Source organism: Aquabacterium sp., from assembly GCF_004297345.1.
GTDB lineage: Bacteria > Pseudomonadota > Gammaproteobacteria > Burkholderiales > Burkholderiaceae_C > Aquabacterium.
Genome location: NZ_SCTN01000409.1, coordinates 1 through 11,790, shown reverse-complemented (window position 1 = coordinate 11,790; position 11,790 = coordinate 1). Strand labels below are relative to the sequence as shown.

Genomic DNA, 11,790 nt, shown 5'->3' with positions numbered 1-11,790 from the left:
TGGCGGGCCAAGATCCGTCGCAAGGGCTATCCAGAGCAAACGCAGTCGTTCGATCTGAAGTCAAAGGCAGAGGCCTGGGCCAGGTCCATCGAAAACGAGATGGACAAGGGCACCTTCATCGACCGCACCGAGACGGAGCGGAACACTCTTGGCGATCTGATCGACCGTTACCTGAAAGAGGTGACGCCGTTGAAGCGCGGGAAGGGGCCTGAGGCATCTCGCCTGCAGGCCTTGCGTCAGCGGCCCCTGGCAGCGCTCAAGATGAGCGCGTTGTCGAGCAAGCACATCGCCCAGTACCGTGATGAGCGGCTGAAAGAAGTGTCTGCGGGCACCATCAACAAAGAGCTGAACCACCTGGCGCACGTGATTGAAACCGGGCGCAGGGAATGGAGCATTCAGCTGCCTGAGAACCCTGTGCGCATGGTGCGGCGTCCCGCCGCGCCAAAGGCCCGTGACAGGCGTTTCAGAGAAGGGGAGGAGGCCCAGCTTCGACAGGCCTGCGACGATGCACGAAACCCCTTCCTGGTGCCTGTGATCGAGTTGGCCATTGAGTCCGGCATGCGGCAGGGCGAGATCGTCGGGCTGCTGTGGCAGCACATTGACCTGGCTGGCCGCGTGGCCCATCTGCCGTTGACGAAGAACGGCGAGGCCAGGTCAGTGCCCTTGTCCCGCAAGGCTGGCACCGTGCTGGCTGCGCTGCGGCCTTCAGAAGACACGAAGTCTGGCCCGGTGTTCCCTGGGCTGACGACCGAGGCTATCAAGCGCGCCTTCATGCGTGCGTGTGATCGGGCCGGCCTAGTGGACTTTCACTTTCACGACTTGCGGCATGAGGCCACCAGTCGGCTCTTCGAGAAGGGGCTTAACCCGATGGAGGTGGCCAGCATCACAGGGCACAAGACGCTACAGATGTTGAAGAGGTACACGCACCTCAATGCAGGAGATCTCGCCGCAAAACTTGATGATCCGCCCAGCAAGGACACCGAGACAGGTGCATCTGAGTGACAACCCGCCGGGTGGCATCAGATTGATGTTGCTTACCTGGTACCATTGAAAGTTACCGAGAAACTTTGATGGCTATACCAATTATTGATTTATTTGCAGGACCCGGCGGACTTGGAGAAGGGTTCGCTGCATTGCGTGGAAAAAATGGTGAGCCCGCTTTTCGCATTGGTGTCTCTGTCGAGAAGGACCCAGTTGCCCACAAGACTTTGACCCTGAGAGCGGTGTTTCGTCAGTTGAAGGGTAAGCCATCAGTCAGATACTACTATCAGTACATCAAGCAGGAAATCAGTCTTGATGAGTTCAAGGCTCAGCCTGAAGTTGCAGCAGCGTTTGAGCATGCGAGCAAAGAGGCTCTGTGCATTGAGCTTGGCAAGGCAGACCCTGCTGCGCTGGATAAGGCCATTCGAGCAGCACTCGGTACCGAGCAAAACTGGGTGCTCATTGGTGGCCCGCCATGTCAGGCGTATTCGGTTGCGGGGCGTGCTCGACGTGTCAAAGATGTGAACTTTCATGCCGATGAAAAGCACTTCTTGTACAAAGAATATTTGCGAATCATCCGGGAGCACAAGCCTGCGGTTTTCGTGATGGAGAACGTCAAGGGGTTGCTGTCCTCGACTCATGATGGTGACCCCATGTTTGAGCGGATCTTGTCTGATCTGTCTAGTCCAGGTGGTGACAACGAGTATGAGATTCGGTCGTTCGTCAAGCGGAACAAGGTCGGCACTGAGCTAGATCCATCCGACTACGTGATCGAGGCTGAGAAGTACGGCATCCCACAGAGGAGGCATCGCGTCATTTTGTTCGGTGTCAGGAAGGATCTTGCGCTCGTCAAGCATGACCTGCTTACGTTGAAGCCTACCAAGACAACCGTCCGTCACGCGATCAGTGACTTGCCTCGTCTTCGAAGCAAGCTGTCGAAAGGGGACACGCTGGAGAAGTGGCGTGAGGCCGTTGCCAAAGGACCAGACTACATCAAGGGTTGGGGCACCACTGGTGAGGACGCCATGATAGAGAAGGCGACCGACTATGCATCGAGGGCTGCACGGTTGTCTTCATATGGCAATACTTTTTTCAAGTACACAAAGGCTCGCCCCAAAGCAGGACACTTGAAGCGATGGGTGATTGACAAGAATTTGGGTGGCTACTGTCAACACGTGGCCCGCTCCCACATGGATTCAGACTTGGCGAGGTACCTCTTCGCATCTTGCTACGCCAAGGTCAACAACTACTCACCTCGACTGCATGTTTTCCCTCCACAGTTGCTCCCTGCGCATGAGAACGTGAAGGACGTCAATAAGGACACCACACCGTTCAAGGACAGGTTCCGCGTGCAGTGTGCCAGTGAGCCGTCGACCACGGTTGTTGCGCACATCGCGAAGGATGGGCACTACTACATTCACTATGACCCGACGCAGTGTCGTTCGCTGACTGTGCGAGAAGCGGCTCGCCTTCAGACATTCCCCGACAACTACTTTTTCATGGGGACTAGAACAGAGCAGTACACGCAGATCGGAAACGCGGTGCCTCCGCTCCTCGCTAACTTGCTTGCCAAGGTCGTCAGGAAGGTGATTTATGAGGCGAGTGGGATCACTTCAATCGAGCGGGTGCGTACTCAGTCGAGTAAAACTCGACGTGATCTGGCTCATCACTCCTGATCCAGTTTGCAAGCTGGTCAAGTTGCGCGGCAGGCAGTTCACGTTTGCGCATGGCGCACTCCCAAACAACGCCGACACGCCAGCCGAGTGCCTTCAGTGAGGCTTGAGCGCGCTGGTCGCGATCAATGTTGGCCTGGAATTTAGACTTCCAGAAGTCTGCATTGTTGGAGGGGATGGTCGTCAACTTGCAGCCCTGATGCCGATGCCAGAAGCAGCCGTGGACAAAAATCGCGACGTGATACCTTGGTAGCGAGATGTCTGGATGGCCGGGAAGCTTGTTGTTGTGCAGGCGAAAGCGAAAGCCCAGACTGAAAAGTTGCTTTCTGAGAGTCACCTCTGGTCGGGTGTTCTTCCCCTTGATGCCGCGCATCATCTTGCTACGCAAGGCGGGGCTGACGATGTCGCTCATCTGTCAGCCACCAAAGCCTTCGTCCTGCAAGCGTCTGAGTAGCCGGATGAGGTCCTGTGCTTGTCGGTCACTTGGCATCCATTTGGGATTGATCGCTACTCGCAGCAGGTCTCCTTCCTTCGGCGTGACGGCGTTTTTCTCGTCTGCCCATTGCTTCAGACGGGCCCAGTTTTTGTTGCCGAAGGCGAAGACTTCCTTCAGCGCATCGACACCGGCGTCAATTTTTGCCTCGACTTTTGATGCCCTTTGCCTTGCGGCCACATCTTCGCTGGCAGCCAGTTCGGCCGAAAGCTCTGCTATCAACGGAACATTCGTCTCTTGAAGGCGCTTCCACGCAAGCTCCTTCTTGCTCCATTCCGTGACGTTCTGAACTCCGGCCTCAGGACAGGTGATGACGTCAAAGGCCGCCTTGGCTATCAGGAGCAACTGAGCCATCAAGGCAGATGACAGAGACTGTTCTCGCCAAATCTGATGAGTGTTGAGCTGTTGCCCGGCACCGTGTTTTTCAATGACATCGGCGAGCTTGGCAATTGTGAAGGTAACGGTCTGCGCACGGTAGCCTCCGTCATACCAAGACTGCTTCGGGATGACCTTTTCCAAGTGCCTGAAGATGATGACGCGCGTCACCATTGCCCGAAAGTACTCATCATTGAATGAGTCGGGGGAATTCTCCCATTCGCCGGTGATGCGTTCTGCAAACTTGAGGAAGTTCTTTTGGCGACCACGGCTAACCTCGAACGGCAGCTTCTTCCAGGAGTTCTCGGCTTTGGCCAGGTCTTCCTTCGTGATGATCTGGTCCCTTGGGTTTTCAAGCTCGAATCGGTTTTTGTCCGCTTGAGTGAGTCGGCCCGTTTCTACCGCGTATTGACCACGAGCACGCTCGTAGAACCAACGTGTTTCAAGCTGGGAACCCTTGCGTGCAGGAGCACGCAAGCGGCGTGAGATGGACTCCATGCGCCGATGGAACTCGTGATTGGCGAAGAAGTCAGCATCTGACACCTTGTTCTGAGAATTCGAGTACCTTGATATAAGTGGTATCAATGATCCAGCCCGGACCTCATCGACAACAGAGAGCTTCATCTGGACAAACACGTCATTGAGATGCGCTCCTGCCTTGCGACGGGCATAAGCAAGAGACGCAGTCGTCTGACCTCCATTGACAATCTGGAAGTCTGTTGCCGAGACGATTCGGGGTCCCGCATTGGTCTGAGCAATCTCTACTGATGACGCTGTTGCCGCGATCCCGTTGTTATAGGCAAAGAACATCCCAGGCTCCTTTTGCAGAGTCTGCTGGATCCCCTTGTTGACCTTGACTGTTGTGCTCAGGAAGGCCCGAACGTTGCCTTCAAGTAGCCTGCTGCCGAACTCTTCGTATACATCTGCCAGCAGGGTTCCCGGGATGACGCTTAGATAGCCGGTGTAGTCGTCGCCCGAAACGCTTGCGGGGAGGAAGGGCAGGCCTCCTCCTGCAGCGCCTTCGAATGAGACGATCAGTTCGTCTCGTCCAGAGCGGGATACGTGGGCTCGGAAAAATCTGGAAGCGTCCCAGATGTGAAACTCAGCAGGAATACGGCCAATTTCGCCCTCTGGCCAGTCGCGCACTTTGTCGCTGAGAACGCGATCGGTGACCAGATAGAAGCGGAACCTCAGCAAGCCACCAAATCGAGCTTGAAGATCCTTTGCAAGCCCATGCTCTGGTGAACTCTCTTCAGTGATCTTTTGCAAATAACCGCTGACTGAATCCTCCACAAAGGATGTGGCAGCACTAAACAGCGCTTTTGCTTCGGTCTTGGTCAGGTTCTCGCTCTCACTACTGCCAGAGAAGTGAGCAAGGACGATCCGGACGGACATGTCGGCATCGTCGAAGGTGTAGCCGTCTACCGCGACATTCCTGTTCTTTGATCCCTTTCTTCTGCAGTAGCAAGGTTCGAAGTCATACAGCTCTTCAGCTTCCTCCAGCAACTCTCCGCATACTTCGGCAAACGCGGAGAGTGTGAAGTTGCTGTCAGCCGAGGCGCGTACCTGCACTCTGGCAAGCAATTCAGCGCGGAAGTCTTCGACGGTATTCATGTCAGATCAGCGTGTCAGTGATGAACGCGTCTAGCTGAGCAAGTTGCAAGCTGTAGCGTCCCTTGGTGATGCTCGCGGGTACCTTGCTACGTGGCAAGCACGGGAACATTTCGTCCACTTTGTACCAGGTCGTCCGGGTGAGTCGAAGTTCTTCGACAAAGTACTCTGAGCGGTCCGTATAGCCAGCTTCTTTCAGCAGAGCTTCGAATTGCAAAGCAGCGGTTGGATCGTCCTTGAGCTTATCTCGGACCTGTCTGACTGTCTGTCCCAGGCTTGTGCCGCCAGTGCCGTGGATGCTGTTGGCGTACTCACGGACGTGCAAAGTGATTGAGCCGTTTCCTCCATCAAGCTGCTCCAGCGAACTGATTTTTATTTCTGGCGAGCCCGACCTGATTGACTTGACTTCGATGAACCCAGGCGGCAACAGAAAATCTTGAGGCGCATCTTTCGGGCCCGTCCATCCATTCACGGCTGTCGAAGTCCCAAATTGATCGATGGCGTTCAGGAGCAGTGAGAGCTCTCCATGGAGGCCCAGCGCTGCTTCTTGAGAAAGCAGACCGTCCGCGCCCAACGCAAGCAGGCGCTGCCATCTCGCGAGCAGGCGCAGCATGAATGTGCCCGCATTGGCCTCCATGGACTCTTGCAAGCCTTCGCGGGCAATTTCATTGCACATCGCTGCGAAGATGGCTATGAGTGATGGTTGCGTCAATGACAGCGAGGTTGCCCAAGCTCCGTCCTGTCGCCTTGCAATCGACACCTCAACCGAGGTGTATGCGGGACAGGTACCTGGATGATCTCGTGATATTGCGAGCAACCCTGGCTGGCCCTGACTGTCCACCTGTGCGAATAAATCAAGTTTGCTGTCTGCGTTCAAGCGTCGATGTGCCGGCAGGGGTGTGACACCCTGCAGATCTTGCCAATGAGACTCAATCATCAAGGTCATCCTCGCTCTCTTCGTCTTCCTCATCTTCGAACGTCTTGCGCCATTCGATCAGGTTCACCTTGTAGGTCACTGTCTTCTTGAGAGACTGGTCGTCAAAGTCCGGGAAGCTCAAGCCAAAGGCCACCAGCAGGTTGCCGTCTACGAGCCCTTCAATCAGCTTGTCTTCGTTGTACGGGCGTATGACGTATAGGATCAGAAGTGGGCGAGCGCGAATGGCTCGGTATTGAGCATCAGAGACATTCTTCTTGCCCGGCAATGGGGCAACGCTATCGACGATTTCCTTATCGATGCCTTCTCTTTCCACGCCTCGGCTGCCCACACGTGCCTTGGTGCCAGAAACCATGATGGTCTTGTCGCCACTGTCTGTTGTGATCCCACGGCGCGCCGGCTTGATGGTGATGCCCGTATGAAACAGATCGATCTCATCAAGCTCTGCACCTTGAGGAATGACGACATCCCATGCCTGCAGCGATGCCTCGCTTGTCTCCCTGATGAATTTGGATAGCCCGTAGGACTGACGATCCTCCTCAGCGGTGTAGAGCTGGAAGTTTCTCGGATGGATGGCAAACTCGTCGAGAAATTGGGCAACGAGTGTCTTTGGCACGTCTCGAAAGAGCGGGTTGCCCCATTCAGAAAGCCCCCTTCCATAGCCCTCCTTCTGCATCGACCGGATCAGCCTCTCAACCGCAAGGCAGTTGACCTTGTTGCTCGCCGTACGAAGCTTGGTGGTTTCCGCTCCCTCTTTGCTCCATGAGATCTGACGAGTCACGGTATTTGCCGTCCGCATTTTGTTTCGTGCGGTCACAAGCAACTTGCGAACTGTCAGGATCAGGGAGTCCGGGTGGGCTCTCACTTTCAGGCCGAAGTCTCGTGGGGTCAGATCCTCGCGCTGCATTCGCTTGACCTCATCGCGCAACTCGTCCGCAGCCATCGTGACGTGTGCGTACCACTGCTGTGCATCAGCTGTAATCCACAGGCGACAGACGTCCTCGTATCCCTTGCGATAGCCAAACCACCGTCCCATTTGAAGGAGCGTGTCGTAAGCCTGGGCATTTCTGTAGAAATAGCTCACGGTCAAGCCTTCAAGCGTCAACCCCCGCGAAAGGCTGTTGCCTCCAACGGCAATTACACGCAGCCCTGACTCTTCGTACTTTGAGTAGTCGAGGCTCGCGGCGCCCGCCTTCTGATTGACCGACCTCAGGGAGATCGGCGCCGTCGCATCAAGCAGTTGCTTCTGGACATCCTTCCACGCATGGCCAGTGTTCGCAAATTGCTTGTCGAAAGTCTCTTTCAGGCGTGCCAGAACGGGACTTTCCATCGCTTGCGCAAAGGGCAACTTGCTGAAACTTCTCACGTGCTGCTTGATGGCATCCAGCTCAGCGTCTAGCAGGTCTCTAACCTGGTCCTGCACTGCTGTGAAACGGCTCACATTCACGAGCATTGATCGATGGCTTGAGGTCTGTCCGCGGAGGTCCCTGATGGCATTGGCTGAGATGAATGCATAAAGGGCTTGGAGCAGTGTGTCTGGAAGCGTATCGACGCGATAGCTGCTCTTATGCTTCAGAGGGAAACACGCCTCGGCATCGTCGATTTCTTCAAGAAAACCGGGAACGCCGTCATCACCGAAAATGCGTGTTGCACCGATATAGTTCGATGGGGCTTCCAGCGCATAGATAAAGTCTCTCGGGAAAAGTTCTTCCTTGAAGAAGTCTTCGTCTGACGTATCTGGATCAATGAAGACGTTAGCAAATGGAGTTGCGGTGAAGCCCACATAGGTGCGGCGACGAAACACACTCAAAAGCTCGCGGATGCTTTTGTTGACCGCAGTTGGATCTGTCTCGTCCTTGTTCGTGTTGACGGATGCATTGTCGGCCTCGTCATCGATGAGCAACAAGCTTTCACCGATCGAACCAGTGTTGTCGGCGTTGTAGGCTTTCAGCCATGCGGTCAGATTCTCGATGATGCTCTTGTGTTTCTTGATGACAAACAGCACGGGCTCTTTTTGCGCGCGCAGTGTCAGCTGACGCGAGTTCAGGACATCGCGATTGAAGTCCTTGGTTCGCGAAGTGAAGACAGTTGCAAAGCGGCTCTGGTTGCCAAGGCCCGCGCCCACTGCACGTGATCGTGGTACGTCTTTGCTCTTTGTCGGGAGGAACTCAGAGCTGTCCAGGCCGGCAAAGCCTTCGTCGAGTCGTTTCTGAGTCTGGCGTCTGAGGCTCTCCAGGCTGCCAGCCAGCAAGACAATGACCTGATAGCCTGCATCTGCCGCTTTACAGCACAACGCTGTGTAGGTGGCGGTCTTGCCAGATTGGACGTCTCCAATCACGAGGCCTCGGCGTTTCCACGAGCCCTCGACAGATGGGTCTCCAAACAAGTCCAGAATTTCGTCAGTTGTCTTGTCAAAGCTTCGAAGTACCGTTGCAGACCACTCCTTCTGCAGATAGGTGCTGTACCTGGTCCAGTAGTAGGGGTCGATCCCGGCGCGACGTCGATCAAGCCATGGCTTGATGTCATCCTCTTTGATGCCAGTGCCAACGTCCATGTTCACGCGTTGACGGGTCTGCAGCTCCTTCAACGCTGAGCTCTTGTCCTCGTCGGTGACGGGACTGCCATTGATGGCAGCCACAGCGAGAATCAAGTTCTCTACCAGTTCAAGCAGTCGTGCTTCGGTGACGACTTCACCTGGCTGAATGGAGGTTGCAGCCAAGTCGCATAGCGACTTGGCATTTTTGGATAGCGTCATTGCAGTTGCTCCTTGATTTTCTTGGCGACAGCAGGGTGTTTGCAGAACGGATCGATCTGTTCAAGCTGGTCCAAGAGACGAGCTCTAAGGGCGGGCTGAGCATCCAGGCTTGCAAGCATCCTCATTGCTGTATCGAGCAGACGGTCAGCGAGGTCATCTGTCGCTTCATCCAGCTCAGGCTTTCTGTCCGACGCCATATCGGCATAGGCCGAGTCGAACGGAAAGGTTGTTTCGAGCATCTGGATAAAGCGCTCTAGGGTTGGTCCTGCACTGTCTGGGATCTCTTCACGCAGCGCTTGCAGTAGCTGGTGATCGCGATTGATTTCGTACCGAAACTTTCCCTCACGTCCCTCAAAGCGTTTCCAGGCCGGCACGATCTCAGGTGCCCAACCTCTGTGCCCTCTGAAGGTGTAGACGCGCTTGCTGCGATCAGCGATTCGCGAGACGATCTGTCGCAAGCCCTTTCGAACTGGTTCTGGGGGGTGTGCAAACGCTTTCTTGATGTCGAGGGACCAGAGGTGATCCAGCGAGTTGGGAATGTCCACCTGCACTCTGGCCAGCTTTGTCATTTCTTCCTGGCGCGCGAGCCTGAACCAGGTCCCCCAAGTAATCAGTCTGCGATTGCGGTAGACATAGAAGCCTTGGTTGCGCCTGAGCCCTTCTTCTCCTCCTGCTAATGCCATCTCTGAAGCTGATAGCTTGGAAATATGGGGCAGTATGTGAGCTTCGATGGTGACCGTGGCGTCACCGATCTGTAGGGGCTCCGGTGGCAGGGTCTGGCCGCCTTTGCAACTACGCAGGAATGGATCTACTGGACGGATGGTGTCCCCGTTGATCCTGATTTCCAGCGATGGGGACTTGCCTTCGAGGAACCGATGGAACACGAGGGACATATGGTCTCTGGCCTCGTCGATGTGGTCCTGCAATGCGCGAACAGGATCCGATTCGCCTGCCAGTGCTCTGTCTAGTTCGCGCCAGACGACCAGTGTCCCCTCGGCCAAGGCGCTTAAATCTTTCGAGTGAGGTACTTCGTCAATGTCCGCAGGTTCAAGTTCGTGAAGTGCCCAGTCCTCGGCTCTTTCGACAGCTTCCAGGTTCCATTCCGCGCCATGAGTTGCACCGTTCTTTTTGGTTAGAACAGTCATTTGCCTGCACTGCGAAAGGCTTGCCGTTTTCAGCCCAAGTCCAAAACGACCAAGGTCGTGTTGGGCTCGCCCAGCTTTGGGGCCTTTTGTCCCGTGTCGCATTGCCTCGAATAATTCATCAGCACTCATCCCATTGCCATCGTCGAGGATCGCAACATAGATCGTGCCGAATGGTGAGAACCAGATGTCAACAGATCGCGCACTTGCAGCGATGCTGTTGTCAACAATATCTGCGACTGCAGTTTCGAACGAGTAGCCCAGTGCTCGCATAGCCTCTAGCAACGAGGAGGCAACTGGGGGGGTATAGCGGACTTTCAGGATGTCCTCCCTTGATCATCCGTTTGTAATTGATGTTGCAGTTTATCCGGCAAGCGTTGTCCTAACGGTCAGGGGCGTCCAGTTTTCGTTGCTCGGGTACGCCAGAGTAAGGGGGCCGCCGCATCGTGGCGGGCCAAGCAGCAGGCGCTGCGCAGGCCCCCGAGGCGCACCTGGCCCCAGCCAGGTTGCCGAGGGGCTGGGGGGAGCCGCCAGGCACAAATCGCCCCAGCGATTTGAGGCGCCCCAGCGCCGGTGCATGAGCGGGGGGCGAAGCCCCCGCCTCCCCCTCGCCGCAGGCGCGGGGGCACCCGGGAGGCTGGTGGGGCGTCCAGCCCCAGCCCGAAGGGCCGACCGGAGCAGGGGCGCGCAGCAGACCCTCGTAGGGAGCCGGATCTGCCGGGTGCCCCCGCGCAGCGGGGTGCCGGTGGCGAAGCCATCGGCAGGGGGAGGCGCGACCCCGGACAGCAGGCGGGCAGCAGGCCCCTCGTCCAGAGGGGAAAGGCGCTGTGGGTGGCGTCCAGCCACCCCTTGAAGCGCCGGTGCTGTCCGAGTGCTGCCCCGTTACGTTTGTCCGATTGCCGTCCCGAGTCCTCCTGAATCTGACAAGGAGCGGACCGGGAATCGGACGGGCAGACCTGAACACTTTCACATGTGCAATTGACATGTTCAATGCGTAGGTGTCAGATGTACATGTTCGATGTGACCAATGCCAATGTGGGAGTGAACATGGTGATGTTCATGTGTGTGATTGCAGCCCTGTTGCCTCTGGTAGGGGTGGGGGTTGCTGTTGCTGAGGCACGGAGGATGCGGCGTAGGGCTGCTTTTGCTCGTGACAGAGTGCGGGTGCTGGAGATGGTGAGGGCTGCGGTCGATCGGCCCACCGTCTGATAAGGAGTCGGCGATTGCTGCGCTTGTTCGGCTGGCAAACAGGTAGGCGTGGTGCAGTCGTGCGGTACCAAAGACCTCGACGATGCGCGCCAGCGCATTGTCTTGTCCTGCGCTCATGTCGGGTGCCGAGGGGGGCACTCCTTGCCGGACTTCGCCAAAGGCGATTGATAATCATCTTGCAATTCAACTCGGCTAGGGAGGATAGGCGCGCGCCATGAGCAACACCATTAGCCAATTCTTCGCTGCCCTCAACAGGGAAGAAGCCAAGTTCACTCCTCGATTTGCCAACGATCGGCTCGGGATTGATCTGCGATGCGCCTTAAACGAATTGAACTGGGTGCACTACCACGTCACCAGAAGCGAGGAACTGACCCACAACGAGATGGAGGGCTATTACGTTCTCCAGGTTGGCATTACCCGGTTCATTTACAACTCGTTCACCAGTCTTCCATCTTTCGATGTCCCGGTCGTGCTGTTTCCAAGGGATCCAGGGATGGCGCGTACCGTCATGGAGACTGTGTCTGCGCTCGGAATGATCCAACATGGGCGCCGAGTGGCCCAGCGGGCTTTGATGGGCACCGGGGCGATCGAGGTGGACGAGCAGGGCGTATTCAGAA

The 11,790-nt window shown here is 56.2% G+C and carries 8 protein-coding genes; 3 read left to right on the top strand and 5 right to left on the bottom strand.

Annotated features, from left to right (window positions below):
* Together EPO09_RS15795 and EPO09_RS15790 are read left to right on the top strand one after the other, a co-directional pair.
* Nucleotides 1-1,002: site-specific integrase (locus EPO09_RS15795; RefSeq protein ID WP_290644288.1), on the top strand; the 1,002-nt coding region annotated here is incomplete at its 5' end.
* Nucleotides 1,003-1,070: 68 nt separating this feature from the next.
* Nucleotides 1,071-2,657 (top strand): DNA cytosine methyltransferase, encoded by a 1,587-nt coding sequence (locus EPO09_RS15790; RefSeq protein WP_290644287.1) that lies wholly within the window; start codon nucleotides 1,071-1,073, stop codon nucleotides 2,655-2,657.
* On the opposite strand, the gene EPO09_RS15785 is transcribed toward EPO09_RS15790, so the two are convergent.
* Genes EPO09_RS15785 through EPO09_RS15765 form a run of 5 tightly spaced genes read right to left on the bottom strand, consistent with a single transcriptional unit; the run spans nucleotide 2,590 to nucleotide 10,237 of the window.
* Nucleotides 2,590-3,066 (bottom strand): very short patch repair endonuclease, encoded by a 477-nt coding sequence (locus EPO09_RS15785; RefSeq protein ID WP_290644286.1) that lies wholly within the window; start codon nucleotides 3,064-3,066, stop codon nucleotides 2,590-2,592. The genes EPO09_RS15790 and EPO09_RS15785 overlap by 68 nt on opposite strands.
* A gap of 3 nt (nucleotides 3,067-3,069) precedes the next feature.
* Nucleotides 3,070-5,136: an AIPR family protein gene (locus tag EPO09_RS15780; RefSeq protein WP_290644285.1), complete on the bottom strand. Its 2,067-nt coding sequence runs from the start codon at nucleotides 5,134-5,136 to the stop codon at nucleotides 3,070-3,072.
* A gap of 1 nt (nucleotide 5,137) precedes the next feature.
* Nucleotides 5,138-6,079 carry a PD-(D/E)XK motif protein gene (locus EPO09_RS15775; protein ID WP_290644284.1) on the bottom strand — a complete coding sequence of 314 codons (942 nt, stop codon included), beginning with the start codon at nucleotides 6,077-6,079 and terminating at the stop codon, nucleotides 5,138-5,140.
* Nucleotides 6,063-8,822: a Z1 domain-containing protein gene (locus tag EPO09_RS15770; RefSeq protein WP_290644283.1), complete on the bottom strand. Its 2,760-nt coding sequence runs from the start codon at nucleotides 8,820-8,822 to the stop codon at nucleotides 6,063-6,065. The genes EPO09_RS15775 and EPO09_RS15770 overlap by 17 nt, the downstream gene beginning before the upstream one ends.
* Complete coding sequence (locus EPO09_RS15765) at nucleotides 8,819-10,237, bottom strand: ATP-binding protein (RefSeq protein ID WP_290644282.1); 1,419 nt, start codon at nucleotides 10,235-10,237, stop codon at nucleotides 8,819-8,821. Before EPO09_RS15765 ends, EPO09_RS15770 begins: the two co-directional genes overlap by 4 nt.
* A gap of 1,150 nt (nucleotides 10,238-11,387) precedes the next feature.
* On the opposite strand from EPO09_RS15765, the gene EPO09_RS15760 reads away from it, so the two are divergent.
* A partial coding sequence (locus EPO09_RS15760; RefSeq protein ID WP_290644281.1) for a hypothetical protein occupies nucleotides 11,388-11,790 on the top strand: 403 nt, incomplete at its 3' end.

Coding starts and splice junctions, on each gene's coding strand:
- EPO09_RS15790 (WP_290644287.1), top strand. CDS start 1,071: ATGGCTATACCAATTATTGATTTATTTGCAGGACCCGGCGGACTTGGA.
- EPO09_RS15785 (WP_290644286.1), bottom strand. CDS start 3,066: ATGAGCGACATCGTCAGCCCCGCCTTGCGTAGCAAGATGATGCGCGGC.
- EPO09_RS15780 (WP_290644285.1), bottom strand. CDS start 5,136: ATGAATACCGTCGAAGACTTCCGCGCTGAATTGCTTGCCAGAGTGCAG.
- EPO09_RS15775 (WP_290644284.1), bottom strand. CDS start 6,079: ATGACCTTGATGATTGAGTCTCATTGGCAAGATCTGCAGGGTGTCACA.
- EPO09_RS15770 (WP_290644283.1), bottom strand. CDS start 8,822: ATGACGCTATCCAAAAATGCCAAGTCGCTATGCGACTTGGCTGCAACC.
- EPO09_RS15765 (WP_290644282.1), bottom strand. CDS start 10,237: ATGCGAGCACTGGGCTACTCGTTCGAAACTGCAGTCGCAGATATTGTT.